This window comes from Brachybacterium sp. FME24 (assembly GCF_014897705.1).
Taxonomy (GTDB): domain Bacteria; phylum Actinomycetota; class Actinomycetes; order Actinomycetales; family Dermabacteraceae; genus Brachybacterium.
The window spans coordinates 39,626-64,950 of record NZ_JABUXV010000007.1 but is presented as its reverse complement, the minus strand read 5'-3'; the positions used below and the strand labels follow the sequence as shown (position 1 = coordinate 64,950).

27 protein-coding genes are annotated in these 25,325 nt (G+C 70.8%); 11 read left to right on the top strand and 16 right to left on the bottom strand.

From position 1 onward, the window contains the following. Positions 1-12 precede the first annotated feature (12 nt). On the top strand, positions 13-579 hold the full coding sequence (locus tag INT51_RS09495) for a hypothetical protein (protein WP_193105060.1): 567 nt from the start codon (positions 13-15) through the stop codon (positions 577-579). A 44-nt stretch (positions 580-623) separates the two neighbouring features. On the opposite strand, the gene INT51_RS09490 is transcribed toward INT51_RS09495, so the two are convergent. Together INT51_RS09490 and INT51_RS09485 are read right to left on the bottom strand one after the other, a co-directional pair. After that, a complete protein-coding gene (locus INT51_RS09490) occupies positions 624-1,508 on the bottom strand; it encodes a hypothetical protein (protein WP_193105059.1) in 885 nt (294 codons plus the stop codon). Beyond that, positions 1,505-1,774, bottom strand: a complete 270-nt coding sequence (locus tag INT51_RS09485) for a hypothetical protein (protein WP_304502135.1) — start codon at positions 1,772-1,774, stop codon at positions 1,505-1,507. The genes INT51_RS09490 and INT51_RS09485 overlap by 4 nt, the downstream gene beginning before the upstream one ends. A gap of 108 nt (positions 1,775-1,882) precedes the next feature. On the opposite strand from INT51_RS09485, the gene INT51_RS09480 reads away from it, so the two are divergent. Next, positions 1,883-3,307 (top strand): serine/threonine-protein kinase, encoded by a 1,425-nt coding sequence (locus tag INT51_RS09480; protein WP_193105058.1) that lies wholly within the window; start codon positions 1,883-1,885, stop codon positions 3,305-3,307. 101 nt (positions 3,308-3,408) lie between these two features. Here the strand turns inward: INT51_RS09480 and INT51_RS09475 are convergent, their stop codons facing one another. Then, positions 3,409-4,989: a serine hydrolase gene (locus tag INT51_RS09475; protein WP_193105057.1), complete on the bottom strand. Its 1,581-nt coding sequence runs from the start codon at positions 4,987-4,989 to the stop codon at positions 3,409-3,411. Positions 4,990-4,999: 10 nt separating this feature from the next. Next, complete coding sequence (locus INT51_RS09470) at positions 5,000-5,893, bottom strand: LysR family transcriptional regulator (RefSeq protein ID WP_193105056.1); 894 nt, start codon at positions 5,891-5,893, stop codon at positions 5,000-5,002. A gap of 72 nt (positions 5,894-5,965) precedes the next feature. On the opposite strand from INT51_RS09470, the gene dapA reads away from it, so the two are divergent. Next, positions 5,966-6,838 carry a 4-hydroxy-tetrahydrodipicolinate synthase gene (dapA, locus tag INT51_RS09465; RefSeq protein WP_193105204.1) on the top strand — a complete coding sequence of 291 codons (873 nt, stop codon included), beginning with the start codon at positions 5,966-5,968 and terminating at the stop codon, positions 6,836-6,838. On the opposite strand, the gene INT51_RS09460 is transcribed toward dapA, so the two are convergent. The 3 genes from INT51_RS09460 to INT51_RS09450 all read right to left on the bottom strand — a co-directional run bounded on the left by INT51_RS09460 (position 6,833) and on the right by INT51_RS09450 (position 12,659). Beyond that, positions 6,833-7,675: an SWIM zinc finger family protein gene (locus INT51_RS09460; protein WP_193105055.1), complete on the bottom strand. Its 843-nt coding sequence runs from the start codon at positions 7,673-7,675 to the stop codon at positions 6,833-6,835. The two genes, dapA and INT51_RS09460, sit on opposite strands and share 6 nt — an antisense overlap. Then, positions 7,672-10,722, bottom strand: a complete 3,051-nt coding sequence (locus INT51_RS09455; RefSeq protein WP_193105054.1) for a DEAD/DEAH box helicase — start codon at positions 10,720-10,722, stop codon at positions 7,672-7,674. Before INT51_RS09455 ends, INT51_RS09460 begins: the two co-directional genes overlap by 4 nt. 65 nt (positions 10,723-10,787) lie before the next feature. Continuing rightward, a complete protein-coding gene (locus INT51_RS09450) occupies positions 10,788-12,659 on the bottom strand; it encodes a chromosome partitioning protein (RefSeq protein WP_193105053.1) in 1,872 nt (623 codons plus the stop codon). 134 nt (positions 12,660-12,793) lie between these two features. Between INT51_RS09450 and INT51_RS09445 the strand changes: the two genes are divergently transcribed. Together INT51_RS09445 and INT51_RS09440 are read left to right on the top strand one after the other, a co-directional pair. Continuing rightward, positions 12,794-13,540 (top strand): protein phosphatase 2C domain-containing protein, encoded by a 747-nt coding sequence (locus INT51_RS09445; RefSeq protein ID WP_193105052.1) that lies wholly within the window; start codon positions 12,794-12,796, stop codon positions 13,538-13,540. Positions 13,541-14,167: 627 nt separating this feature from the next. Next, complete coding sequence (locus INT51_RS09440) at positions 14,168-14,722, top strand: hypothetical protein (protein WP_193105051.1); 555 nt, start codon at positions 14,168-14,170, stop codon at positions 14,720-14,722. A gap of 84 nt (positions 14,723-14,806) precedes the next feature. On the opposite strand, the gene INT51_RS09435 is transcribed toward INT51_RS09440, so the two are convergent. The 9 genes from INT51_RS09435 to upp form a co-directional block, all read right to left on the bottom strand. Further along, complete coding sequence (locus INT51_RS09435; RefSeq protein WP_193105050.1) at positions 14,807-15,571, bottom strand: winged helix-turn-helix domain-containing protein; 765 nt, start codon at positions 15,569-15,571, stop codon at positions 14,807-14,809. A 433-nt stretch (positions 15,572-16,004) separates the two neighbouring features. After that, on the bottom strand, positions 16,005-16,220 hold the full coding sequence (locus tag INT51_RS09430; RefSeq protein ID WP_193105049.1) for a hypothetical protein: 216 nt from the start codon (positions 16,218-16,220) through the stop codon (positions 16,005-16,007). 75 nt (positions 16,221-16,295) lie between these two features. Continuing rightward, positions 16,296-17,072, bottom strand: a complete 777-nt coding sequence (ureG, locus tag INT51_RS09425; RefSeq protein WP_193105048.1) for an urease accessory protein UreG — start codon at positions 17,070-17,072, stop codon at positions 16,296-16,298. 61 nt (positions 17,073-17,133) lie between these two features. Further along, a complete protein-coding gene (locus INT51_RS09420; protein WP_193105047.1) occupies positions 17,134-18,039 on the bottom strand; it encodes an urease accessory protein UreD in 906 nt (301 codons plus the stop codon). Then, complete coding sequence (locus INT51_RS09415) at positions 18,014-18,748, bottom strand: urease accessory protein UreF (RefSeq protein WP_193105046.1); 735 nt, start codon at positions 18,746-18,748, stop codon at positions 18,014-18,016. The genes INT51_RS09420 and INT51_RS09415 overlap by 26 nt, the downstream gene beginning before the upstream one ends. Before the next feature lie 2 nt (positions 18,749-18,750). Continuing rightward, the gene (locus INT51_RS09410) at positions 18,751-20,460 is read right to left on the bottom strand and encodes an urease subunit alpha (RefSeq protein WP_193105045.1); all 1,710 of its coding nucleotides are present in this window, start codon (positions 20,458-20,460) and stop codon (positions 18,751-18,753) included. After that, positions 20,453-21,025: an urease subunit beta gene (locus tag INT51_RS22230; RefSeq protein WP_226832189.1), complete on the bottom strand. Its 573-nt coding sequence runs from the start codon at positions 21,023-21,025 to the stop codon at positions 20,453-20,455. Before INT51_RS22230 ends, INT51_RS09410 begins: the two co-directional genes overlap by 8 nt. A 10-nt stretch (positions 21,026-21,035) precedes the next feature. Next, on the bottom strand, positions 21,036-21,338 hold the full coding sequence (locus INT51_RS09400) for an urease subunit gamma (RefSeq protein WP_193105202.1): 303 nt from the start codon (positions 21,336-21,338) through the stop codon (positions 21,036-21,038). Between the two features lie 305 nt (positions 21,339-21,643). Next, a complete protein-coding gene (gene upp, locus INT51_RS09395; protein WP_193105044.1) occupies positions 21,644-22,282 on the bottom strand; it encodes a uracil phosphoribosyltransferase in 639 nt (212 codons plus the stop codon). Between the two features lie 152 nt (positions 22,283-22,434). Between upp and INT51_RS09390 the strand changes: the two genes are divergently transcribed. Genes INT51_RS09390 through INT51_RS09370 form a run of 6 tightly spaced genes read left to right on the top strand, consistent with a single transcriptional unit; the run spans position 22,435 to position 25,304 of the window. Then, on the top strand, positions 22,435-23,373 hold the full coding sequence (locus tag INT51_RS09390) for a helix-turn-helix domain-containing protein (RefSeq protein WP_193105043.1): 939 nt from the start codon (positions 22,435-22,437) through the stop codon (positions 23,371-23,373). Beyond that, a complete protein-coding gene (locus INT51_RS09385) occupies positions 23,370-23,927 on the top strand; it encodes a dihydrofolate reductase family protein (protein ID WP_193105042.1) in 558 nt (185 codons plus the stop codon). The genes INT51_RS09390 and INT51_RS09385 overlap by 4 nt, the downstream gene beginning before the upstream one ends. A 23-nt stretch (positions 23,928-23,950) precedes the next feature. Then, positions 23,951-24,433: a tRNA adenosine(34) deaminase TadA gene (tadA, locus tag INT51_RS09380; protein ID WP_193105041.1), complete on the top strand. Its 483-nt coding sequence runs from the start codon at positions 23,951-23,953 to the stop codon at positions 24,431-24,433. After that, on the top strand, positions 24,430-24,657 hold the full coding sequence (locus tag INT51_RS22225; RefSeq protein ID WP_226832187.1) for an AraC family transcriptional regulator: 228 nt from the start codon (positions 24,430-24,432) through the stop codon (positions 24,655-24,657). Before tadA ends, INT51_RS22225 begins: the two co-directional genes overlap by 4 nt. A gap of 6 nt (positions 24,658-24,663) precedes the next feature. Continuing rightward, a complete protein-coding gene (locus tag INT51_RS22840; RefSeq protein ID WP_370540794.1) occupies positions 24,664-24,837 on the top strand; it encodes an AraC family transcriptional regulator in 174 nt (57 codons plus the stop codon). A gap of 50 nt (positions 24,838-24,887) precedes the next feature. Continuing rightward, on the top strand, positions 24,888-25,304 hold the full coding sequence (locus INT51_RS09370) for a VOC family protein (protein WP_193105040.1): 417 nt from the start codon (positions 24,888-24,890) through the stop codon (positions 25,302-25,304). Positions 25,305-25,325 lie beyond the last annotated feature (21 nt).

Here is a 25,325-nt window from a genome sequence, read left to right as displayed (position 1 = left end):
GAGCGGGGCGGCATGACCTCTGCCGAGCCCACCGGCCCCGACTACGCGACCTGGCAGGGCAGCTCGAAGGCCCTCGTCGAGATCGGCGACCTCCTGGTCGCCTACGTTCCCGAGGGCACCCTGCGGGTCCTGCTCCAGCAGCTGACGTTGCACGAGGGGACACGTGAGGTGGGGACTCACGAGGTGATCGACGCGGTCACCGACGTCGGCGGCAACCTGGTGACGTTCCCTCTGGTCGACGCGGTCCGGGCCGACGACCGGACCTCGAGCCGACTCGACGCGGCGATCGCCCGCCTGCGCAGCGACATCGCCGAGGAGACCCGGGCTCAGGTCGAAGGCCTCGAGGTGACCATCGACGGGGACGGGAGCCGCCGCGTACGGATCGCCTTTGCCCTGGAGATCTCCCCGCAGGACCTGATCGATGATCCCGCCCATCCGGCGCTGCGCGACGGCGCCCATCATGTCCGCCACGACGCTCCCACCCTGGACGATCTCCGGGATCGTCTGGCCGGCCCTGCGCCGAGCCTGCTCCAGCGCGGCTGGGAGGCCGTGCGCGGCTGGGTCCGACGGGGCGACTGAGCCGGATCGCGACGGGGCCGCCCCCGCACGGGAAGGTCGGGCGGTCAGTCGCAGAGGATGTTCGTGGCGTCGTTCGCCGAGAAAGCGGCGGACTCGAGGTCGAGGACGTCCTCCGGTCGAATCCGTGGGGAGGCGATCACGCTGTCCATCGTGGCCTGCTGGGCGGCGCGGTGCTCCGCGGTATCGGTCAGGGCGGGTGCGACGAGCCCGTCGGCATCACGGAGCCCGCAGCCGTCGAGGCCATGGATCGAGACCCGGATCGACGCCGACGTGGCTGAACCTGCGTCGCCCGCCTCGCCGCGGAGGTCGATGTCCGCGACGATTCCCAGCTGGTAGGCGATCACGCCCACGGCGTGCGTCTGCGTATCGACCACGGACCAGGCGATGGTGCCGCCCAGCTGCAGCACGGGCACGCTGTCCCGCTCGGCGCGGAACCAGTCCATGGCCAGCGCGGGGCGGCCGACGGTCGCGAACGGCTCGGCGAGGGCGAACGCATAGAGGTGCCGGTCGCCGTCGTCCCACGCGGTCTGGAGGAGATCGTGCCAGTACCCGGGGGTCGAGGCGTCCACGTGCGTGAAGGTCTCGGCGGCATCGAGGTCGCTGAGCACGCGCGGGGAGAGGTAGGAGGCCTCGAGGAAGGTGACCAGCGCCTGCCGTGTCGGATCGAGGGTGGCGTCGTCGGTGCCGAGGTCCGCCCAGGCGTTCAGCTCGTCGGCCGAGTCGGTGATCGGCAGGGCGAGGACGTCCTGTGCGGTGCGGCCGTCCCAGCGGACCTCGTCGAGCTGGGCGAGAGGATCGCGCGGGATGTCGCTCGAGGTGGGGACCGGGCCGGGGTCGCGGTTGCACCCAGAGGCCAGCAGCGCCGTCCCGGACAGGGCGAGCAGCCCGGTGAGGTCCCGTCGTCGCACCCGGGGGCGACGGGGCGTCATCGCAGACCGGGGCCGGAGGTGTCGTCGCGCCCGGAGTCGGCGTCGAGACGACGCCGGATCGCCTGGGCGCGCTCGCGGTCGTGCCGGGTGGCCTTGTCCACCAGATCCTTGGTGTCGTGATCGGGCTCCTCGGGCTGCAGCACCAGCCAGACGACGAAGCCGATCGTGAGCAGGACGGTGATGGCCAGCAGGATGCCCAGAAGCGGCCACGAGAAGGAGATCGGGTCCCAGAACGGGTCGCCCTCCAGCGGTGCTGCGACGACCACGAGAACCCCCATCCGGTCGTGACGCGAGGGGCCCGGGGGCGTTCCCGGGTCCACAGAGATCGAGGCCAGCATAACCTTCCGCCCGTTGGCCGTTATGCTGAGGCAGTTATGGCTGATGTGATCGTCGGGCGCTTCGCTCTCATAGACCTGATCGCCAAGGGCGGTTCCGGGTCCGTATGGCGAGCCTGGGATTCGAAGACCAAGGAGCTCTGCGCCGCCAAGGTGCTGCGCCAGCGCGACTCGGCGGACCTCATGCGCTTCGTGCGCGAGAAGGGCGTCAGCTTCGACCACCCCCATCTGCTGACCCCCTACGGCTGGGGCGCCGAGGACGAGCACGTGGTGATCGCCATGCCGCTGGTCTCCGGCGGCACCCTCGAGTCGGTGGTGAAGTCGAAGGGCAAGCTGGCCGAGCCATCCGTCGTGGTCATCCTCGATCAGCTGCTGGACGGCCTCTCTCACGTGCACGCCGAGGGCTGGATCCACCGCGATGTGAAGCCCGCGAACATCATGTTCGAGCCGCGCGGCCGAGCCTTCCCGGCCTCCCATCTGGCGGACTTCGGTATCGCCGTGCATGAGACCGACGTGCGCTTCACCCATGTGGGCATGGTCAACGGCACTCCCGGGTACATGGCCCCCGAACTGTTCTCGATGGCGGAGCCGGCTCCCTCGCACGACCTCTACGCAGCGGGCGTGGTGGCGCTGGTCGCGCTCAACGGACCGATCAAGCTGCACGACGGCTCCTTCCGGCCCGACGAGCTCAACCAGTACCTGCGCGGCGTCACCCCGAAGCTCTCCGCGGTGATCCGCAAGCTGGTCGCAGCCCAGCCCGAGGAGCGGTACCAGGACGCCGACACGGTGCGCCGGGACCTTCCGCGGGTGCCGCAGGGCTACCCGCTCACCCACGCCGACGGCGCCCCGCTCGACCTCCAGGACACGCTGGACCCGCTGCCGCCGGATGCTCCCGGCGCGGTCCGGCCCGAGCGGCCCCAGCCCCAGGTCGCACCGTCCGCGCTGGAGGCGATCCGCGCCGGCCAGGTCCAGCAGGGCTTCTCGCACGCATCCGGCCCCTCGCCGTCTCCGCAGACGGGGCCGCAGTGGGCCGCTCAGCAGCCCACGCACCACCAGACCGCACCGCAGCAGCAGCCGCAGCAACAGCAGCAGTACGCCCCGCAGAACACGCCCCAGAACTTCACCGCCGCCCAGACCACGACCAGCACGTTCACCGGTCAGGCCGGGTCCAAGAACCGCAGCACCGTGATCGCGGTGGGCCTGGGCATCGCGGCCGCGGTGGTCCTCGGGGTCATCGTGGCGATCACCCTGCTGGTGGTCTTCCCGAACCCCGATGCCGCTCTCGGCGGTGGCAATACCCCGACCAGCGGTTCCCCGACCAGCAGCGCCGATGCAGCCTTCGCCGAGGTGGAGCCGGGTCAGGAGTGCCTCGAGGAGGACGATGGGGTCATCGCCCTCACGCCCGCCGGTGACTACGTCTCCTGCACGCAGGCCGCCGACGGCGACACCTACGTCTTCGACTGAGTCGCCCGAGTCGCCCGAGTCGCGCGCAACCAGGAAGGTTACCTGTCGGTACCCAGCCTGGATAGGCGGAATGGACTACTCAAACCGCCTATTCGCGCTGGTTACTGACGGGTCATGGCGCGAGGAGCGACCGCCACGGTGTCCAGCGACTGCACGAGCGCGTCGCGTCGGGGGTCCATGAGCAGGTCGATCCGCAGCGACGGCGCACCCTCCCCGTGACCAGGCAGGACCCAACGCAATTGGGCGCGGCTCAGCACCCGCGCATCCTCGGCGCGCACCGCATCGAGCGCGCTGCGGCCCAGGCCGGTTGCGGTGAGCGCGGCATCCAGACGCCGACGCCGCTCGGCCCGGGAAATGTCCAGCTCCATGGAGTCGGCGAACCAGGTATCGGCCACGGCGGCGTCGTCCGTGCGCAGCCAGTTCAGGGCTCCCTCGGCGGCCTCGAGAGTGCGCGGGGCCGCTTGCTCCGCCCGTGCAGCGAGCAGCTCGGGGAGCTCACGAAGCAGTAGTCGCAGGGTCTGCATCGACAGGGGGGTGGCGGGGGCGTACTTGGAGTTCGCGAGGGCCACGACGCCGACGCCGGAGGCACGGTGCCACACCATGAAGGAGCCGTAGCCGGGGTAGCCACCGGAGTGGGAGATGACGTCGCCCAAGTCCGGGAACTGTTCGACGACCAGCCCGAACCCGTATCCCCGGATGCGGTCGAAGCCTGCGGAACTGCCGTCCTCACCAGGTGGCAGCGCCGGCATCGCATGGTGGCGCTTCAGCTGCTGCAACTCCCGGCGTGACGCGATGGACAGCACGCCGCGCTCGGAAGCCTCGGACGTGTTGGAGGCGTGGGAAGCGACGGAGGCAGCGGGGGCATCGGCGGCGGCGAGGAACCGTACCCAGGTGGCCACGTCGTCGACCGTGGAGAACAGGCCGGCCATCGCGCCGTACACGCCGGGAGAATCCAGCGGCACCGGCTCGAAGCGGGTCGCGTCGGTGCGGTCGCCGAGGCGGTGACCGGTGGCGAGGCGGGACGTGTCCAGGGTCGCGGCGTCGAAGCTGGTATCAGCCATGCCCAGCGGTTCGAGGAAGCGTCGCGCGATCTGGGTGGTGTAGTCCTCGCCGGAGACCTCGTCGATCACTCGCCCCAGCAGGGCGTACCCGGTGTTGGAGTACTCGAAGCCGGTGTCGGGATGGTGCACGTGGCCGAGTCCGTCGGCGAGCAGCGCCGCGAACTGCTCGCGGGTCATCGCCTCCTGGCGATCGCCCCACGGGTTGTCGGTGACCAGGCCGGCGCCCATGGTGAGCAGGTGACGCAGCGTGATCTCAGGGTCCGCAGGGCCGGTCTCGAAGGCTCCGGCGGCCTCGGGGAGGTACTGGCTGACGGGGTCGTCCAGGCGCAGCGCACCTTCGTCGCGCAGGGCGAGGATGGTCGCGGCGGTGAAGGACTTCGTCATCGAGGCGATGCGGGAGATCGTGGAGCGGTCCATCGGTGAGGCGCCGTCGGCCGGTGCGCCGTGGTCGAGCTCGCGGTGACCGGCGGCGCCGTGGTGCAGCACGGCGTGGTCGTGGTCGTGACCGCCGATGATCGCCCAGGTCACCCCGGCAGTCTTGTGGCCGGCGACGGCGCCGTCGAACAGCGCAGCGATCTCAGTGAGCACAGACGGGGGCAGAGCAGTACTGGTGGTGGGCATGATCCTCACTCTATGACGTCGGATCGGGGGACTGCCCCACCCGCGCGGCGGCCGCCTGCAGGGCCTGCCGGGCCGCGGTGACTGCGGGATGCGCACCCATCCCGCGGCGGTACGCCACGAAGGTCCGACGACGGATCTCCAGCGGCGTGAAGAGGACGGCTTCGGTGTCGCCTCGGACGCCCAGATCAGGAACAAGGGCGACACCCTGACCTGCGTCGACGAGCGCAAGGACCGCTCCGAAGTCGTCCGTGTGGTGCCGGATGCCTGGAGTGAATCCGGCGGCCTCGCACGCCCGGAGGGTCAGCACATGGCAGAGGGTCCCGGGCGTGCCGGCGATCCAGGCGGAGCCGCGATGCGCTGCGATCGGGCCCGAGGTGAGCGCGGCCAGATGCACGGTCTCCGTCAGGAGCGGCTCGATCTCCAGCCCCGACCCGGCGTCCAGCGGGACATGGTCGTACTCCTGGAGCAGGGCGATGTCGAGCGTTCCACCGCGCAGCGCGTCGGGCACCGTGGCGGGGTCGATCTCGGAGGCCATCAGATGGAGGCCTGGGTGCTCGGTGCTGAGGCCGACGAGGGCAGGCCTCAGCAGGGCGGACACCGCGGAGGGGAAGACTCCGATCCGCAGGGTCCCGGTCAGGGCGGAGGTCATCGACACCAGGTCGGCCGAGGCCGCCTGGAGCGACGCGAGGATCGTTTCGGTGTGGGCGACGAGGGAGACGGCGGCCGGGGTCAGCGTGACGCGGCGGCCCGAACGCTCCAGGAGCGACACTCCGGCCTCGCGCTCGAGCGCCGAGAGCTGCTGGGACACGGCGGACGGCGTATAGGTGAGCGCGTCGGCCACGGCAGCGATGGTGCCGCGGTGCGACAGCTCTCGGAGGAGTCGAAGCTTCCGGACATCGAGCATAAGCACAGCTTAAACCTCTCGCCAGAAAAGGGACCTGGACGTGATGCTCGAGGAGGGCCGATCGTGGAGGACATGGAACTCACCGGCCTCTACGTCCCCCTCGTCACGCCCTTCACCGCGGACAGCAATCTCGACACCGATGCCCTGGCGACCCACGCGGACGCCGTCCTCCAGCAGGGCGCCGCCGGCGTCATCGCCCTCGGGACCACGGGCGAGCCCGCGACCTTGGACTCTGCGGAGCGACGACGGGTGGTCGAGGTCTGTGCCGAAGTCTGCGCCGCCCGCGACGCACCGCTCATGGTCGGTGCGGGATCCAACAGCACGGCGGAGTCGGTCGCCGCGCTGGAGGGGCTCGACCTCCGTGCCGCCGCGGCGCTCGTCGCCGTCCCGTCCTACACCCGCCCGTCGCAGGATGGCATCGTCGAGCACTTCCGCCGCCTTTCGGCATCCACCCGTGTCCCTCTCCTCGTCTACAACGTCCCGTACCGAACAGGCGTGGCCCTGAGTGCGCAGACGCTCCACCGCCTCGCGCAGCTGCCGAACGTCGTCGGGGTCAAGCAGTGCGTCGGCGCGATCGACGAGACGACCATCGCGCTCCTGAGCGACGAGGGATCCGACATGTCGGTGCTGGCCGGGGACGATCTCTTCGCGGGGCCGCTGATCGCTCTCGGCGCGCGCGGCGCGATCATGGCGAGCGGCAACGTCGCCCCTCGGGCGTACGCCGAGCTGGTCGACGCATGGCTGCATGGTCCGTCCGATCGGGCCCGGAGACTGCACGGAACGCTGGTGCCGCTCACCCGCGCTCTGTTCGCGGAGCCGAATCCGGCGGTGATCAAAGGGGTCCTCGCCGCGCAGGGCCGCATCCCCAGCGCGTCCGTGCGCCTGCCGCTGCTCCGCGCGAGCCGAACGGGCATCACAGCCGCGCTGGATGCGCTGGGCTCATGAGCGGGAGGGATCCTCCGGTGCACCGTCCTGCCCGTCCGCCGGGCTGGGGCCGGGGCGAGCGTGCGAGCCGTAGAACCTCGCGATGACATTCGCCGCGCCGTCCCCGATCACCTCGGCGAGCAGGTCCGGGTTCGTGCGCGCCGGGTCGTACGACGCGGGCGGGGGGACAGTCTCTGCGCCGGAACCAGCGGGCACCCCACCGGTGCCACCTGCTGCCCCGTCGGTGCTCTCGCCGTCGGCCCCGCCGCCATCGCCCTCGACTCCGCCGGCATCGGGCCGCTCTCCCGTGGCCCCCTCCGGGCTCGGCCCTCTCGGCGCCACCAGATCCTCGAGCGTGAACCCGCGCAGCGTCAGCAGCAGCGTCGGGTGCTCGTCCACCGCCTCGACCAGCACATACACCAGCGCCGCGACGTGGCGACAGGGCCCGGGCCAGTCCAGGCAGGAGCAGTCGTGGCTCAGCTCGGAAGCGCCGCGCGGCAGGAGGGAGATGTCGGAGGAGGCCAACTCCTTCTCCAGGTCCACCGGGTAGTCACCGCCGGCCAGGCGGGCGGGCAGGTCCGGGCGGGCCCGTGCGATCTGGAGGAACACCTCCCGGTCGGCGGGGGCGAAGGCCGGCAGGTCCACTCGTGCCTGGTACAGCTCACCGTCGGCGTCCAGCACGTCACCACGGACGATTCCGGTCTCGACGTCCAGCCACTGCACCCGCCCGGCGCGAGCGTCGGCCTTCCCGCTGCCGGCGCGCCCCATCCCCAGGATCCGTTCGGCGGCGTCGCGCAGCGCGCCGGCGTGCCAGCTCTTCCCGATCGCTCCGCGGCGCGAGACCAGTTTGATGCTCATGAGTCGTCCTCCTCCAGCGACAGCAGCCGCAGCAGGCGGTCGTCGTCCAGACGGGCCAGCCAGTCCTCCCCGGGACTGATCGTCATATCCGCCAGGGACTGCTTGTCGGCCAGGACCGTATCGATCTTCTCCTCGACGGTGCCGGCGCTGACCAGCTTGTGCACTGTCACGTCTCGCCGCTGGCCGATGCGGAAGGCACGGTCGGTGGCCTGGTTCTCGACCGCTGGGTTCCACCAGCGGTCCAGGTGGACGACGTGGTTGGCGGCGGTCAGGGTGAGTCCGGTGCCACCGGCGCGCAGGCTGAGCAGCATCAGGCCGGGCCGGTCGCGATGCTCCTGGAACTGCGCGACCATGGTGTCGCGATCTCGCTTGGAGACCCCGCCGTGCAGGAACGGCACGGTGAGGCCGTATTCGGCGAAGCGCTCCTCCCAGTACGGCACCAGCAGGTGGCCGAAGGTCGTGAACTGGGTGAACAGGATCGCCTTCTCGCCGTCGGCGAGGGCTGCCTCCAGTACATCGTCGATGAGCTCGAGCTTCCCGGAGCGGTGCTGGCCCTCCCGCAGCATCCCCGAGCCGTCCCCGAGATAGTGCGCGGGATGGTTGCAGACCTGCTTGAGGCGGGTGATCGTGGAGACCACCAGGGTGCGGCGGGTCTTCTCGTCGGCCCCGTCGATCTGGACCATCAGCTCGTCCACCAGCGCCTGGTAGAGACCGGCCTGCTCGGGGGTCAGGTTCACGACCCGGGTGAGCTCGTTCTTCTCCGGCAGGTCCTTGATGATCGAGCGGTCCGTCTTGACGCGGCGCAGGATGAAGGGCGCGGTGACCAGCTTCAGGCGACCCAGCGCTGATTCGTCGCCCTCCTCCTCGATCGGTGTCGAGATCCGGTCGCGGAACGAGGTGGCGCTGCCCAGCAGGCCGGGGTTCGCGACCTCCATGAGAGAGTGGAGGTCCGAGAGCTTGTTCTCCACGGGCGTGCCGGTCAGTGCGAGGCGGTGCGGGGCGGTCAGGGTACGGGCGGCGCGGGTGACCTGTGTGCCCGGGGTCTTCACGTGCTGCGCCTCGTCCAGGACGATGCGATGCCACGACACGGCCGAGAGCACCGGCAGGTCCCGGGCGAGCAGCGAGTAGGTGGTGATGACCAGGTCGAGGTCCGCGGCGCCCGCCACGAAGGATTCATCGCGCAGGCGGCTGCCGCCGTGGTGGACGTGCACGGCCAGGTGCGGGGCGAAGGTCGCGGCCTCGCGCTGCCAGGCGCCGACGACGGACATCGGGCACACCAACAACGTCGGGCCGACGGGTCCCGGCGCCTCCCGCAGCCCTTCCCGCTCCCGGCTCAGCAGCGCGAGCACCTGCATCGTCTTGCCCAGGCCCATGTCATCGGCGAGGATCCCGCCGAGGCCCAACCGGTCCAGCGCCCACAGCCAGTTCAGGCCGTCGAGCTGGTAGGGCCGCAGGGTCGCCTGCAGCGAGTGCGGCGCCGGGTGCGGGAACGCGCCGGGGCCGCCGGGCATGAGGCGGGCCAGGCCGTTGCGGCCGCCCGAGGTCAGGGCGCTGAGCCCGAAGTCGACGTCGGCCGCATCCGGGGACAGGATCAGGGAGAACATCTCGAGCCACGGCGCGTGCCCGGCGACCTCCGCGGGCGGGGGCGGCAGATTCGGCGTCGCGGGGCCGGCCTCGGCCGGGCGCGGGCTCTGCCCCGGCGCGGGCCGGGCGATCCTGTCGTCCCCGGTGCGCAGGCGCTGGTCGCGGGTGCGGGAGGTGAAGGCATCCAGGAAGCGTTCGGCGGCGCGCAGAGTGGTGGCGTCCAGACGCACCCATTGGCCGCGCAGCTGCACCAGCTCCGACTGGGCCTCCCTGATGATCTCCATCTCCTCTTCGGTGAGCTCGGTGTCGCCCACAGCCACCCGCCACCGGAACGACGCCATCGCCCCGAGCCCCACGCCGGAGGACTTCTTCTCGGCGCCGGCGTCCTCCTCCGTCTCCTGGGGGCGCACCGTGGTGCGCTGCTTGGTCCAATCCCGCGGCAGCAGCACCGTCACCCCGGCATCCTCCAGGGCGGGGGTGTCCCGGGAGAGGAACTCGCCGGCCTCGGCCGTGGTCAGCAGCCAGTCCACGCCGGTCTCGTCCACGGCCGCGCCCCGCACGGTGGGCGCCAGGCGCATCACGGCGGCAGAGGCCTCGGCGGCACCCGCGGGGGTGAGGTCGCCGACGGCGCGCAGATCGGCGACGGGGTGGACGGTGCCGTCAGCCTCGCGCAGGCAGGTCTGCAGCGGCCAGGCGGTGCCCACCGGCGGCTGAAACAGGCGCACCACCAGGTCGCTGTCGGTGGAGGAGAGCTTCACCCCGGGCCGACCGGAGTCCACGAAGGCGTCGAAAGCGGCGGTGATCCGGCGCTGGGAGGGCAGATCGGCGCGCAGCTCCCCGTCGTCGGCGAGGGCCCACAGCACGCCGAAACGGTCCGACTCGGGGGCCCGGGCGGTGCGCAGGTGCGCGGCGAAGGCCGCCCGGGCGTGCCCGTCGATCAGGGCGTGCATCATCGGGGAGGCGTCCGCCTCGGGGGCGCGCCATTCCAGGACGGGACGGCCATGACGCTCGACCGCTCGTGCGCGCACCCGGCGGCCGTCCACCAGGTGACGGGCGCGCAGGTCGTCGATGGTCGCACCGACCAGATCGGGCATCGCGATCAGGTCCTCGGCGAGCCGGGCGGCGGCCCCGTCGGCCAACAGCGCGGAGACCTGCTCGAGGAGCTCCTCGCCGAAACGCTCCTCCAGCAGCTCGGTCGCAGCCCGGAGCAGGGTGGTCAGCGCGTACCCGGACAGAGGCAGGGCCGGAACGCGGCGGTCCCCGTCCCGGCCGGGGATCCGGATCCGGTGGCGCAGCTGGTCCGGAGCCTCGGCCAGGGCGTCGCCGATGCCGGCCGGTGCGTCCCGCCGCAGCCCGGAGAGGTCCTCGAGCGCCTTGGAGCGACCGGGCCCGGTCTGCTCGCGCACCCACAGAGCGGGCCCCAGATCGTCGTCGACGACGAGGCTCAGGCGGCGGATGGGCATGGCTCCCAGCCTAGGCCTCGCGACCGACGCTCGTGAGCGCGCAGGCCCAGCTGTGGACGACGGGATCAGAGCCCGTCGATGATCACCGCCGTCGCGTCGAGCCACGCCTCCTTGGTGGCCGGCGCGATCCGTCCCCAATCCAGGTGGGAGCCGTCGACGAACTGCTGCTCGTAGGGCACTTCGGCGACCGCACGGGTGTGTGCGCCGAAGTGCGCGAGCAGGCGGCTGCGCAGGGTCGGATCGAACTTCCCCTTCGAGGAGTGCGACAGGATCGTGACCGCGTGGTCGACCTGATCGGCCAGTCCCGTCGCCCGCAGCTCGTCGATCATCCACGCCGCCGCGTTGAAGGTGTCCTCCCGGACGGTGGAGACGATGACCAGCTGATCGGCGTTGCGCACGGCGGCCAGCCAGTTCGAGGCCCGCACGTTGTTGCCGGTGTCGATGACCTTGATCCGGTAGAAGCGCGACAGGGCGTCGTTGAGGTCGCCGAAGGCGTCACCGTCGATGGAGGCGGCCGAGCCCGGGTCTTCGTCGGACGCGAGGATGTCGAAGCGCATCTCGCCCTGCGGGCGCACGTACGGATCGAGATCCGCGTTGCTCGCATCGGGGGCGCGCAGGTGGTCGATGTCGTGCAGCAGATCGACCGCGGTGCGGTGGTGGTCCGTCGGGATGCCGCGCCAGCCGAGAGTGCCGCGGGTCTCGTTGTTGTCCCAGGCCAGCACATTGCCGCCGCGGGTCACGCCGAGCGTCGCGGCGATCATCAGGGAGGCGGTGGTCTTGTGCGCGCCGCCCTTGAGGTTCACGACCGCGATGTTGCGCGGGCCATCGAGCGGCCGACGGACGCGCTCGAGGCGCTCATTGTCCATGCGCTCGGCCCGGCCGGGGCGCGGGGAGATGGCGCCGCCGGTGAGGCGGGTGATGAAGCCCGGGAAGCCGCGGGTGGCCTTCACCTTCTCCTGCTTGGAGGTCGAGGCCTGCAGGTCATGCAGCGTCGGCCGGGAATCGCCCTCGGGAGACGTGCGCGGCGGCAGCGGACGCTTCTCGGCACCGGACGCGGAGTGGCGATCCTCGGTGAGTGCGGTGGAGGACGACGGGATGCTCGTGATGACCTCCTGGGGTGCCACGGGAGAGGGCACCGGTGTGATGGATCCGGACGGTGCGTTCGAGGCAGAGGGGGCGGACGAGGCCGACGGCGCAGACGTCGCCGACGGTGCGGACGACACCGAGGTCGCGGAGCCCGAGGGAGCAGAGGCGGCCGACGGTGCGGACGCAGTCGAGGGTGCGGACGCGACCGACGGGGCAGAGCCCGCAGACTGCTCAGTGCCCGCGGACTGCGCGGAGGCGGCCGATGCCGCAGTGCCCGTGGACTGCGCGGAGGTGCTGCTCTCAGCAGAGGACTGCGCGGTCCCGGCGGAGCCCGGCAGGGTCGACGGGGGCATCGCGGCGGCGCGGCGGCGACGGGCGCGATGGGGTCGAATCGTCGACTGCTCGTCCGAGGAATCATCCAGGATCGCGGCGTGCTCGCCGGTCACCGGGGACCCGATCGAGGCGTGCTCGCCGGTGGCAGGGCTCGACCCGGAGAAGGTCAGGGCGGCGGGGTCGATCGAGCTGAGGTCCACGGTGTCATCCGTCGGCAGCTCGGCCCCGGCGCTCGGCGGCGCGATCAGCGGGTCGTCGATCTCGGGACCGTGCAGGGCGCGGTCGTCGGCGGTGCGCCCGGCGATCCGACCGGAGGGCTCGACCCGCAGGTGATGGCGGACGTCGGGCTCGACGATCACCACGTCCACGGCGTCCTCACCGGCGCGTGCGGCCGTGATGAAGACCTGCTTCACCCGGTTGCGGATGTCCGGTAGATCGGTCCCGGTGACCTCGACGGTCTCGCCGTCGAGGTGCACGGTGGCGGTGGTGTCGGAGGTGATCCGCGCCTGCGCGATCATCGATGGTTCCCTTCCGGATCCTGAGCGCCGTCCTGGCCGGGGTGGGCCGGGCGACATGGGTCGTGCACACTCTACGGGCGCGAGCACGTGAGCGTCTGTCGACGAGGCGCAGGGCACCTGCCTACAGTGGCGACGTGCACATCACCTTGCTGTCCGACCCCGCGGTCCCCGGTGCGAACGAGGATGCCGGCGGGGTGCTCGGAGAGGTGGCCGTGATGCTCGACGGGGCGGGACTGCCCCAGCGCTTCCGGGCCGGGTGCCGCCACAGCGTCGCCTGGTACTCGCACTCCCTCGCCGCACATCTGCTCACTCGCGCCCAGGATCCCGCGACGGAGCTCGGCGCGGCGCTCGCCGGTGCGATCGCGGACGTCCGGGAGCTGCACGAGCAGGAGTGCGACCTCGCTGCCGGCAGCCCGTCGGCCACGGTCGTCACCGTGCGTCGGGTCGGCGAGCACCTCGAGCACCTGGTGCTGTCTGACTCCTCGCTGCTGCTGCGTGGCCGGGACGGAGAGGTCGTTCGGGTCACCGATCTGCGGATCGACGAGGTGGTGGCCACCGAACGCACGGCCGAGGCGATCGAGGCGCGCCGCAACGTCCCGGGAGGATTCTGGGTGGCGCGGCACGAGGAGGAGGCGGCTGAACAGGCCCTCGTGGGCCGCACGCCGCTGGCGATGCTGGCCTCTGCGCATCTCGTCTCCGACGGCATCACCCGCGCCATCGACCTGCTCGGCCGGCACGACGAGGCCTCTCTCGTGCAGGCGCTGACCGTCGATCCGGTAGAGGTGATCGCCGAGCTTCGCGCCGGGGAACGGGCGCTCCCACCGCAAGCACGCCCCCGCAAACTGCATGACGATGCGACGGTGCTCACACTTCTGCCGTGACGACGGCGAGGGGCGCGGCACCTCGAGGGTCTTCGTGACTAGCCGTGCAGAGGGCGGAGGGTGTCAGGCTGTCGTGCGCGCCGTCGGAGGAACCGCCCTCCGGCCTTCAGTTTTTGTGCTTCCATGACGGATGCTTTGATCTTCCGCCACCCAGGCGACCTTCAGATTTCCTGCATGTCACCTGCGAAAACACGGAGTATCGCCGCGTTTACAGATGGCCCCAGAAGGCCTAGACTCCAAGAGAACGCGTTGCAGCGACGAGCAGGCCCGGCCGACATTTCGGAGCAGGTTCGACGCGGTGGCCGTGATCGGCGATCGGGGGACGCCATCCCCGGATCCAGCTGGTAGTGTCCCGGCTGAACGATGAGTACGTTGAAAACTTAACAGATGTGTCGCTTCCCAAGACCCCCCTCATGGGGAGCGGCCGGACGGGCAACTACGCCAGGTTCCCCCACCTTTGGCAGCCCGTCCAGCCTGTTCGCCCGCACCCACCCCTGACGGACGACAGGCCTGACGAGCGGTCCGTGAGCCCCCGACATTGTCGGTAGTGCGCTCCGGGCCGCTCGTCGCATTCCGGGACCCTTCGCTGCGCGGCATCGGAACCCGATGGTCTGCGACGATGGCGCGATGGACGTCGCCCTGCACCCCAGCTCCGACCTGCTCAGCGCGGTGCGACGCCTCACTCGCGGGCCGGCCCTGATGTTGACGGTGATCGGCGGCCTTCTCGGCCTCGCCGCGCTGTACATCGGGTATTTCGGCACCACGTGGGGCCTTCTGCTCCTGGCGCCCGCGCTCGCACTGATCCTCGCTGCAGTCGCGCTGGAACGACGCCTTCGACGAGGCCGGGCCTCACTGCGCCAGGGCCGTCCGTACCTGCAGTTGGACGAGGACGGGGCGCGAACGGCCGACGGTGAACACCTTGCCTGGTCCGACATCGATCAGGTGGAGCTCGTGCGAGCCGTCGAGACCCCGCTGGATGCCCTTCCCGACGGGTCCCGCGCGACCGTCATGAACGCCGGAGGGACGCGCGGCACCTGGCGGATCGCCCTGCGCGAGGGTGATGAACGCGCCGGACGCTTCGACTTCGTCCCCACGCGGGACTACCACGCCCTGCTCATCACCGGACGCGACCTCGCCCGCGCCGGCGGCAGCCTCCTGCTGGATCAGCAGGAGGCGCCGTAGCGGGAGCAACCGTGCCTCGCAGTACGTCGATCAGCTGCGACGAATTGGCTGGTCTCCTACCGCTCGTGCCTCGCAGTACGTCGATCAGCCGAGGATCGCGACGTCGCTGCCGGGGTCCAGGCGGTAGCCGGCACCGCGGACGGTCGAGATCAGGCGACGGTAGCGGCCGAGCTTCGTGCGCACTCGACGCACATGGACGTCGACGGTGCGCTCGCCTGTCTCCGCCGGGGCCTCGGACCAGACCGTCTCCATGAGCTCCTCGCGGGAGATGGTGCGGCGCGAATTACGGGCCAGCTGACTGAGCAGCTCGAACTCCTTGTAGGTCAGGTCCACGTCCTGCCCGTCGATCCGCACTCGCCGCCCGAACAGGTCCACGACCAGGCTGTCCTCGACGGCGGTCGAGGGGCTCGCGGGGCTGACGGCGGTGGCCTGCAGCGCCCGCCGGCGCGCCGTCTCGGCGTCCTTGCGGGCCGGGGAGTTCGGGGACACGACGCCGGTGCGGCGCGGGCGCAGAGGACTGATCGCCGCAGCGCCCTGGCTGCGCGGCGGCAGCGTGCGGGCGGTCGAGCGACCGGCGGTGCCGGTGGCGGCGAACGAGTTGGGGCTGTTGACCGCGACGGTGGTGCGACCGTCCCGTGCTGCCGTGAGGCGCTGGGCATGGGTGCGCAGGTCGTCGGCGATCAGGGCGGCCTCGACATCGCCGGTGCCGGCGGGGAGGGTGACGGACAGGGTGATGGTCACGCCTTCGTCGGTGCCCTGCGTGCGCGGGGCCGGGGCTCCGACGCGGTGCAGGGGACGGGTAGGCGTGCTGTAGTGCGTGGAGGTGGGACGGTCCAGGGCAATGGTCATGATGCGAGTTCTCCGAGGTGCGGCGCGTGGTGCGCGGCGGGCGGTGGACCCGGGATCCCTGGTGATCGACGCCGTGAGGCGGATCGTGCAGAGAGTGTGCTCCCGGTAGCACCTGGAGCCCGCGCCTACTGGCCGGCTCCTGTCAGCCGACCCCGGAGGTGTCTGGAGCGCTCAGAGGCTCGGCTGACGATGCATCATCGGCATCATCATCATGAACATCATCCGGCGCATCGCGGAGCGGACCACCCGGTGGGTGGTCTGGCAGCGCGTGGCGATCGACGTCATGCCCCAGACAATGCCCTCTTCCGTCCCGAGGGGCAAGAGGGTGTTCACATTTCGGGACGCATCCACGGTCCCGGCATCTCTCCGCACCAGCGGGCGGGACCGTCGGCAGATATGGGATTGACGACTGATCTCACTGAGAAAGGGCAGGTCAGGCGGTCCTGCGCAGGACGAACAGGGAGTCCTCGAGATGACCGTGCTGCCCGTCCGGGCCGGTGGCCTCGCGCTGGCGCTGCTCGAGGTGCACCGAGCCCTCGAGGCCGCGTGCTGCGGCCGCCTCCCGGGCACGGTCGACGGCGGTGGGGGAGACGTCCAGGCTCAGCGCGTCCCAACCACGCTCAGCCCGCCAGAGGACATCTCCGCCCACTCCGCTGCCCAGGTCGATGCTGCGACCGTACTGCGCCGCGACCGTACTGCGAGGCCCGGGCGGCCCGATGGTGGATCAGTGACCGTGGTCGGTGTCGTTCTCGTCGTGGGAATGGAAGAAGCCGCCCTCGTCGCTCTCGTCGGCGTGGAAGTGCGGTGCCATCGGCCCCGGATCCTGCGGGGTGTGACCGCCGCCGAGGAACTCGGTGTGCAGCTCGCGGACCCACTGCGCGAGGGCCTGGACGGTCTCCGGGCGCTTGCGCGATACCCCGATGACCGCGCGCCCCTCCCGGGCCTCCGAGGCGTCGGCGAGCATCTGCTCGACGTCGACATCGACATGCTCGGCCAGGTCGACCTTGTTGATCACCAGCAGATCGGCGCGGCCGATGCCGGGCCCGCCCTTGCGGGCCACGTCCCCGCCGCCGGCGACGTCGAGCACGAACAGCTGCGCATCGACCAGTGAGGGGGCGAACGTCGCGGTGAGGTTGTCGCCCCCGGATTCGACCATCACGATGTCCAGCGGGTCGAAGTCCCGTTCGAGATCCTCGACGGCGAGCAGGTTCATGGTGACGTCATCGCGGATCGCGGTGTGCGGGCAGGCGCCGGTCTCGACAGCGCGGATCCGATCCCCGGGCAGGACGCCCTCGGCGCGCAGGAAGCGGGCGTCCTCGTCGGTGTAGATGTCATTGGTGATCACGCCGATGCGGAACTCCTGCGCGAGGGCTCGGCAGAGGCTCGCGATGGTCGAGCTCTTCCCGGTGCCGACGGGGCCGGCGATGCCCAGCCGCAGGGAGCGTCGGGGCTGGGTACCGGGGGTGGGAGTGGTCTCGGTGGTGGCGTCGGTGGTGGTCATGGGTCCTCCTGGGAGTCGTCGGTGGGTGGCGGATGGCGGATGGCAGATGGTGTCGGAGCGCTCAGCGCGGGATCGCGGACCACGGGCGGGGCCCCGGCGCGGCCCACGGTTCGCCGAGCAGACCCATCGCGGTGTCGAGCCGGTTGCGCAGCTCGGGGACGTCCTGCCCGACGGCGGTGATCTGCACGCAGGCCGGATCCTGGCGCATGACGGCGCTCGCGGCGTCCGGCGCCGCGGCGGCCGGGCCAGGGGCGCCGTCGGGATCGACCACGATGACATTGCCGAGCGCCCGGTTCGGGCCGAACACGCTGCTCGCGCCCGCGCCGACGGCGGCAGGGCCGAGGTCGATCTGCTGGACCACTGAGGCCTGACCGCCGCGACGCACCGAGAGGTGCGCGGACAACGAGCCGGCCTCCTCGCGATGCCGGCCCAGGACCAGCTCCTCCCGGTAGAGCAGGCGCGCGCCCGGGGCCAGATCCGCGTCGATCACATGGTGGTGCCGGCAGCCCGCGGCGGCGATCACCGGCTCGGGCACCCACACGCAGGTGGCGCCCTCCTCGACGCGCAAGCGGGTGACCCAGCGGGAGCTCTCGCCGTGCGGCCCGGGCAGGACGAGCGTGGCCCCCACGTCCCGGATCAGGAGTGTCGAGCCCTCCCGGACATGGATGTCCAGCAGGTAGGTGTCGCCGCCGACGGGACCGGCCGCACTCGCGGACATCCGGATACGGGCGGCGTCGCCGCCGCGGATGTACGGCTCCTCGCCGCTGGCGATCGTGGGGCGCGGGGACAGCGGGGTGTCGGCCCGCAGCCGGGAGATCCTGGTGCGACCGTCGCGGAGCTCGGTGGCGATCACGGCGTGGCACAGGAAGGAACCGCGGTGCGTGCGGCGGCGCGGTCCGGTGGTATCGGTGCGGGCGAAGTCGGGAAGGCCCGAGCGCACCTCAGGAGGCGAAGAGGCGCTGGTCATGATTCGTATGCAGCTCGGCAGCGATATCGGACAGGGGGGCGGCGTGCGCGGGCAGGTCCCGGGCCTCGGCGCCGGCGAACGCGGTGGCGCGCTCGGCCAGCTCGTCGAGCTCGGGGGCCAGCTCGGCGAGGCAGCGGTGGGTGGCGAAGGGGTCGATGCTCATCAGCTTGACCGCTGCGACCGCGGGGGTGGCCGCGGTCTCGTAGAGCAGGAGCCCGGCGGCGTCGCGGGCCTCGAGACCGAGAGCGGCGGCCACGGTGCCGTAGGCGATCGGCTGCTGCAGCACGGGCCCGGCAGCGTCCAGGACGGGCTGCTGGGCAGGGGAGATCGACCGCATCGCCCGCAGCAGCATCCGCCCGAGATCCCGGGCGATCCGCCGCAGCGAGGGCGAGGGCGTCCGCGCCACCAGCTCACGGTCCAGCTCCGCGAGCGCGGACCCCAGGGATTCCAGGTCCCCGCTCTTCAGAGCCGCGGCTGTGCGGTGCTGCGCAGCAGCCGCGAAGGAGGCGCTGACCAGGCCGGTGGTGTGGATACGGCCGCGCAGGAATTCGGCGAGGGAGGGCGCGTCCCGCACCCAGCCCCGGGCGATCGCCTGCTCGAGACCCGCGGAATGGGCATAGCCGCCCGCGGGGAGGCGGCCATCGCCCAGGAGCAGGAGCGCTGCGGTGCGAGCAGGAGCCGCGGAGGACGGGGAAGAGAGGGCGGGCATCGTCAGAACAGGAAGTACCGCTGCGCCATGGGCACGAACTCCGCCGGCTCGTGCTCGATCAGCTCGCCGTCGATCCGCACCGCGTAGGTGTCGGGGTCGACGTCGATCCGAGGGCGGGCCGTGTTCAGCGGCAGATCGTCCTTGGTGACCTTGCGGGTCGAGGTGATCGGGACGATCTCGTGCTCCACCCCCATCCGTTCGACGACATCGTTCTCCATCGCCAGCTCGGAGACGAAGGCGTAGCTGGTGGCGCCGGCGGCCTTGGTGTGCGCGCTGAAGCCGAGCCGTCCGTACACGGGCTGCGGGGTCGGGATCGAGGCATTGGGATCGCCGATCGCAGCGACCGCCGCCATCCCGCCCTTGAACACGGCCGAGGTGCGCACGCCGAACAGCGCAGGCTGCCACAGCACGAAGTCGGCGAGCTTGCCCACCTCGATGGAGCCCACGTACTTATCGATGCCGTGGGCGACGGCGGGGGCGATCGTGTACTTGGAGACATAGCGACGCGCCCGGTTGTTGTCCGCCGCGCTGTCCCCCTCGAGCAGGCCGCGCACCCGCTTCATCTGGTGCGCCGTCTGCCAGGTGCGCATGATCGTCTCACCGATGCGGCCCATCGCGAGGGAGTCCGAGCTCATGATCGACAGCGCGCCCATGTCCTGCAGCACGTCCTCCGCAGCGATGGTGCCGGCCCGCACGCGCGACTGCGCGAAGGCGAGGTCGTTGGGGATCTGCGGGTTCAGGTGGTGGGCCACCATCACCATGTCCAGATGCTCGTCCACCGTGTTCACGGTGTACGGGCGGGTGGGGTTGGTCGAGGCGGGCAGCACGTTGAGCTCGCTGGCGACCTTGATGATGTCCGGCGCATGGCCGCCGCCGGCGCCCTCGGTGTGGAAGGCGTGGAAGGTGCGGCCCTTGACGGCGGCGAGCATGTCCTCGACGAAGCCGGCCTCGTTGAGGGTGTCGGAGTGGATCGCGACCTGCACCCCGGTGGCGTCGGCGACCTTCAGGGTCCGGTCGATCACGGCTGGGGTCGCGCCCCAGTCCTCGTGGATCTTGAACCCGCCCATGCCGGCGCGCACCTGCTCCAGCAGGGCTTCGTCATTCATGGCGTTGCCGCGACCCAGGAACATGAAGTTCACCGGCCACGTGTCCAGGCCCTGGAACATCTTCTCCAACCACCACGCGCCCGGGGTGGCCAGGGCGGCCTTGGAGCCCTCGGCCGGCCCGGTGCCACCGCCGATGACCGTGGTGACCCCGGCGTTCAGGCCCACTTTCATCTGGTCCGGGGTGACGAAGTGGACGTGGGTGTCGATGGCGCCGGCGGTCATGATCATGCCGTTGCCGGCCATGATCTCGGTCGAGGGCCCGATCACGAGGCTCTCGTCGACCCCGTCCATGACGTCGGGATTGCCGGCCTTGCCGATCCCGCAGAACTTTCCGTCGCGGATCCCGACATCGGCCTTGACGATGCCCCAGTGATCGAGGATCACGACGCCGGTGATCACCAGGTCAGGGGTGCCCTCGGCGCGGGTCCGTGCCGACTGCAGCATCGATTCGCGGATGGACTTGCCACCGCCGAAGACGGCCTCGTCCCCGCCGACGTAGTAGTCCTCTTCGACCTGGATGACCAGGTCGGTATCGGCCAGGCGGATACGGTCCCCGACGGTCGGGCCATAGCTGGCGACGTACTCGGAACGGCTGACCTCAGTCATCGAGCGGTCCTCCGCTTTCCCCGCGGAAGCCCAGCGCGATGCGCCGGCCGCGGATATCGATCAGTTGGACGTCCTCGTCAGCCCCGGGCTCGAAGCGCACCGAGCCTCCGGAGACGATGTTCAGGCGCTTGCCCCAGGCGGCCGTACGGTCGAAGTCGAGGGCGGGGTTCGTCTCGGCGAAGTGGAAATGCGACCCGACCTGGATCGGCCGGTCGGCGGTGTTCACGACGCGCAGCGTGATCGGGGCAGCGCCCTCGTTGATGATCACGGGACCGTCGGCCAGGAGGATCTCGCCGGGGATGACGGGGACGCGGTGGTCCACGACATCAATGCTGGTGCGGCGAGGTGCCTGGCGACTGCTGGTACCGGAACGGCGCGGCTCGCTGGGAGCACCGACGCCGGAATGCCCCGGCGACTCGTCCTGCTCGTACTTGCGACCGGGATCGTCGGAGGGGTGGATGGCCGGCTCGGGGTCCACCTCGGGGGTCAGCTCCGGATTGCCGAAGGGGTTCTTCTCCATCGCCGGCGCCTCGGCCGGATGCTGCGGGGGCTTCTCGTTGCTCATCACGCCTCCATCACTGCAGCGGGTGGGTGACGGTCACGAGCTTGGTCCCGTCGGGGAACGTGGCCTCGACCTGCACCTGGGCGAGCATCTCGGGGACGCCCTCCATCACGTCGTCGCGGCCGAGCACGTAGCGCCCGCCCTCCATGAGATCGGCGACGGACTGGCCATCCCGCGCGCCTTCGAGCAGGTAGGAGGTCAGCAGCGCGGTCGCTTCGGGGAGGTTGAGCTTCAGCCCGCGCTCCTTGCGCTCGAGGGCGAGCTTCCCGGCCACGTGCACCATCAGTCGTTCTTGTTCGTGGACGCTCAGGAACACCGCAACCTCCATGGTCTCGACTCATGCCGCGACCTGGTGAACCCGGCCCGCAATCCACCCATCATCTGCCAAGTGCCGGGCCCGGTCAATTGCGGAGGCACGCAGGATCGTCGGCGGCCGATACCGGGTGACCAGCACTTTTTCTGGCCCGTCCCGTGCAGTCGGGAGGGGCCGGCGGACGGCGCGTCAGGCAACCGCCCGAGGTGCTCGTCTCCTACCGCTCGTTCCTCGCAGTACGTCGATCAGGCTCTGTCTGTCGTGCTGATCTCCTACCGCTCGTTCCTCGCAGTACGTCGTTCAGCTTGTCAGTCGACCACGCCGAAGAGGCGGTCGCCGGCGTCGCCGAGGCCCGGCACGATGTAGCCGTTCTCGTCGAGCTTCTCGTCGATCGCGGCGGTGACGATGGTGAGGTCGATCGACGGGTCGATCTGCGCCTCCATCGCCTTCAGGCCTTCCGGGGCGGCCAGCAGCGTCACGCAGGTGATGTCGCGGGCTCCGCGCTCATGCATGTACTCGCAGGCGGCGATCAGCGTGTGACCGGTGGCGAGCATCGGGTCCAGCACGAAGCACTGGCGCCCGGAGAGATTGTCGGGCAGGCGGTTGGCGTACGTCGTGACCTCGAGGGTCTCGTCGTTGCGCACCATGCCCAGAAAGCCCACCTCGGCGGTGGGCAGCAGGCGGGTGAGTCCGTCGAGCATGCCGAGGCCGGCGCGCAGGATCGGCACCACCATCGGCTTGGGGTTCGAGAGCTTGGTGCCGGTCATCGTGGTCACCGGGGTCTCGATCTGGACCGGCGAGACCGCGACATTGCGGGTCGCCTCGTAGGCGAGCAGGGTCACCAGTTCGTCGGCGAGCTGCCGGAACACCGAGGAATGGGTGGCGCGATTGCGCAGCACCGAGAGCTTGTGGGCAACGAGGGGGTGATCGATCTCCAGGACGCGCATAGGGGTGAATCTACCGGAGGGCCGAGGTGGGCACGCACCGATCGCCCGCTTCGCCGGGGGCGCGAGGGGGTTGTCACGCCGACGGTGGCTCTGGAGCGAAGACCGCAAGTTCGGTCAAGCGCGGACCTCCCGGCGGCGCGGATACTGCTTCCATGCCTGATACCGATCCGATGCGGCGACTCCTGGACGCGGTCCTCGACGTCGGCGGAGCCTCCCTCGGCGAGATGGCGTCCCGGGCGCATCTGTCCCCCTTCCACTTCCAGCGCACCGTGCGCTCGTACGCGGGGGAGAGCCCCTCGGCGCTCCGCCGGCGGGTCAGGCTCGAGCAGGCGGCGTGGAACCTCCAGCGGGGCGGCTCCGCGACCGACACGGCCTTCGCGGCGGGCTACGACTCCCTCGAGGGGTTCTCCCGTGCGTTCCATCGCGCCTTCGGGTGCGCGCCCTCGGAGCTGCCCGCCCGCTCGGAGCGCGGTCACTGGCTGCCCGCACCCAACGGCATCCATTTCCACTCCCCGACCGTGCTGTACGTCGACGCCGGCCAGGTCCACGAGCACTCCGCGGGTGACGTGCTGGCTCTCCTGGTCGAACACGATCTGGAGGACATCGACGCGCTGCTCGACGCGGCTCGTCATCTCCCTGCTGAGGAGCTGCGAGCGGTGCGTCTGCCGGGCAGCCGGCCGCGTGGATGGGACGGGGCCGACGAGTCGATCCTCCAGGTGGCACGCCATCTGGTGCTCAGCAAGGAGCCGTGGCTGGCAGCCATCGCGGGGGAGTCCGCCCCGGACCTCAACGGCCCCGATGACGTCCCTGCCCTGCTCGAGAGGCACCACCAGGTGTCACCGCGCTGGCTGGCGATGGTGCGGGACGTCGATCGACGCGGCGCCTGGCAGGACTCGATCATTGATGCACTCTGCGACCCGCCCGAATCCTTCCTGCTCTCCCAGATCCTCGCCCATGAGCTGACCTTCTCGACGCACCGTCGGCAGCTGCTGCGCTGGATGCTCACCGACGCCGGTCTCTCCCTGGGGGCCCGGCACCTCGACCCGGACCCCATCCTGTGGCACCGCAGGAAGATCGGAGAACGACCATGACCGCACCGACCCGCCCGACCTACCGCTTCTACACCGCGACCAGCCTCGACGGCTTCCTCGCCGATGAGCACGACAGCCTCGACTGGCTGCTGTCCCAGCCCACCGGCGACCAGAGCATCCTCCCGATGGACGATTTCATGGCCGGCGTCGGCGCCATCGTGACCGGCCGCACCACCTATGACTGGGTCCAGGGGCACGCAGACACCGTGGAGGGCGCCTGGGTCTTCACCCAGCCGACCTTCCTCTTCACGCACCGCGCACCGACCCAGCTGCCGGACGGCATCACGCAGGTCTCCGGAGCGCCCGCGGAGCACCGCACAACGATCGAGGAGGCGGCGCACGGGAAAGACGTATGGATCGTCGGCGGCGGCGACCTGGCCGCGGAGTTCGCACGAGCCGGCATGCTCGATGAGCTCTTCGTGTCGATCGCGCCGGTGACGCTCGGAGCCGGCCGGCCGCTGCTGGGCGGACGCTTCGACCTCGAACTGCAGGAGCACGGGGTCAATGGGGCGCTGCTGGAGGCGCGGTACGCCGTCGTCGGCGAGAGGGACTGACTGCCGCACGCGACAATGGCCCCATGACCGATGACGAGCTGATGGGACTGGCGATCGACGAGGCACGGGCGGCCGCCGACCGCGAACCGTCCGACGTGCCGATCGGCGCGGTCGTCGTCGGCCCCGACGGCGCGGTCCTCGCCACCGCCGGGAACCGCCGCGAGGCCGACGAGGACCCCACCGCCCACGCCGAGATCCTCGCCCTGCGGCGGGCCGCGGCGGTGACCGGTCGCTGGAACCTCACCGGCTGCACCCTGGTGGTCACCCTCGAGCCGTGCACCATGTGCGCCGGCGCGATCGTCCTGGCCCGCACCCAGCGGGTCGTCGTCGGGGCGATGGACCCCAAGGCGGGCGCCGCCGGATCCCTCTATGACCTGGTGCGCGAGCCCCGCCTGAACCATCGGGTCGAGCTGACCACGGGAGTTCGCGAACGAGAATGCGGGGATCTGCTGCGCGACTTCTTCCGGGCCCGGCGGGCACGGAGCGGGAGCGACCAGCAGTCATGAGTGCCGGAGTTGCCGAATCCACTGCGCGGAGGCTGCTTCGCGTCAAGGACACGATCGACCGGGACTTCGCCCAGCAGTGGTCGATCGAGGACCTGGCCCGCATCGCGCTGCTGTCGCCCCGTCATTTTCGGCGCAGGTTCACGCGAGCTTTCGGCGAAGCCCCACGGGCCTACCTGTACCGGCGACGCAGCGAGAGGGCGACCACGCTCTTGCGGACGACCTAGCGCCCGGTGACCGAGATCGCGCTGGCAGTGGGGTACGACAGTCTTGGCACCTTCAGCCGGACCTATCGTCGGCTGATCGGGGAGACTGCCCGGCAGGCCCGAGCGCGTGGCCCCCTCCCGGAGGTTCCCGCGTGCATGAGGAGACAGTGGTCCCGACCCGCCAGCGGCGCCGAAGACTGAAGGCCGTTCCGGAGAAGTTCGCACGAAGGGATCGCTCGTAGTGTGAGCGCATGTTCACCGATATCGCCATCACCCCGATGTATGTCACCGACCAGGACCAGGCGTTGGAGTTCTACACGCAGAAGCTCGGCTTCCGGGTCGACACCGACGTCGACCTGGGAAACATGCGCTGGCTGACCGTCGTGCTTCCTGCGGCACCCTCGCGAATGGTCCTGTTGCAGCGCATCGGCGACAACACTGCCACCGGCTCCCCGGAGACCGCGGATACGCTGCGTGAGCTCACCGAGCTCGGGACGACAAGTTGGATGATCCTGGTCAGCGACGACGTCGATGCCGACCACCGAAGTCTGCGCGAAGCAGGAGTCGAGATCATCGAGGAACCGACGACTCGGCCGTACGGCCGCGACATGGCAGTGCGGGACCCGTTCGGGAACCAGATCCGCATCACCCAGTACCTCAACGACTGACCCGGGGCACTCTCCTCCAGC

Coding starts and splice junctions, on each gene's coding strand:
- INT51_RS09495 (WP_193105060.1), top strand. CDS start 13: ATGACCTCTGCCGAGCCCACCGGCCCCGACTACGCGACCTGGCAGGGC.
- INT51_RS09490 (WP_193105059.1), bottom strand. CDS start 1,508: ATGACGCCCCGTCGCCCCCGGGTGCGACGACGGGACCTCACCGGGCTG.
- INT51_RS09480 (WP_193105058.1), top strand. CDS start 1,883: ATGGCTGATGTGATCGTCGGGCGCTTCGCTCTCATAGACCTGATCGCC.
- INT51_RS09475 (WP_193105057.1), bottom strand. CDS start 4,989: ATGCCCACCACCAGTACTGCTCTGCCCCCGTCTGTGCTCACTGAGATC.
- INT51_RS09470 (WP_193105056.1), bottom strand. CDS start 5,893: ATGCTCGATGTCCGGAAGCTTCGACTCCTCCGAGAGCTGTCGCACCGC.
- dapA (WP_193105204.1), top strand. CDS start 5,966: ATGGAACTCACCGGCCTCTACGTCCCCCTCGTCACGCCCTTCACCGCG.
- INT51_RS09460 (WP_193105055.1), bottom strand. CDS start 7,675: ATGAGCATCAAACTGGTCTCGCGCCGCGGAGCGATCGGGAAGAGCTGG.
- INT51_RS09455 (WP_193105054.1), bottom strand. CDS start 10,722: ATGCCCATCCGCCGCCTGAGCCTCGTCGTCGACGACGATCTGGGGCCC.
- INT51_RS09450 (WP_193105053.1), bottom strand. CDS start 12,659: ATGATCGCGCAGGCGCGGATCACCTCCGACACCACCGCCACCGTGCAC.
- INT51_RS09440 (WP_193105051.1), top strand. CDS start 14,168: ATGGACGTCGCCCTGCACCCCAGCTCCGACCTGCTCAGCGCGGTGCGA.
- INT51_RS09435 (WP_193105050.1), bottom strand. CDS start 15,571: ATGACCATTGCCCTGGACCGTCCCACCTCCACGCACTACAGCACGCCT.
- ureG (WP_193105048.1), bottom strand. CDS start 17,072: ATGACCACCACCGACGCCACCACCGAGACCACTCCCACCCCCGGTACC.
- INT51_RS09420 (WP_193105047.1), bottom strand. CDS start 18,039: ATGACCAGCGCCTCTTCGCCTCCTGAGGTGCGCTCGGGCCTTCCCGAC.
- INT51_RS09415 (WP_193105046.1), bottom strand. CDS start 18,748: ATGCCCGCCCTCTCTTCCCCGTCCTCCGCGGCTCCTGCTCGCACCGCA.
- INT51_RS09410 (WP_193105045.1), bottom strand. CDS start 20,460: ATGACTGAGGTCAGCCGTTCCGAGTACGTCGCCAGCTATGGCCCGACC.
- INT51_RS22230 (WP_226832189.1), bottom strand. CDS start 21,025: ATGAGCAACGAGAAGCCCCCGCAGCATCCGGCCGAGGCGCCGGCGATG.
- upp (WP_193105044.1), bottom strand. CDS start 22,282: ATGCGCGTCCTGGAGATCGATCACCCCCTCGTTGCCCACAAGCTCTCG.
- INT51_RS09390 (WP_193105043.1), top strand. CDS start 22,435: ATGCCTGATACCGATCCGATGCGGCGACTCCTGGACGCGGTCCTCGAC.
- INT51_RS09385 (WP_193105042.1), top strand. CDS start 23,370: ATGACCGCACCGACCCGCCCGACCTACCGCTTCTACACCGCGACCAGC.
- tadA (WP_193105041.1), top strand. CDS start 23,951: ATGACCGATGACGAGCTGATGGGACTGGCGATCGACGAGGCACGGGCG.
- INT51_RS22225 (WP_226832187.1), top strand. CDS start 24,430: ATGAGTGCCGGAGTTGCCGAATCCACTGCGCGGAGGCTGCTTCGCGTC.
- INT51_RS09370 (WP_193105040.1), top strand. CDS start 24,888: ATGTTCACCGATATCGCCATCACCCCGATGTATGTCACCGACCAGGAC.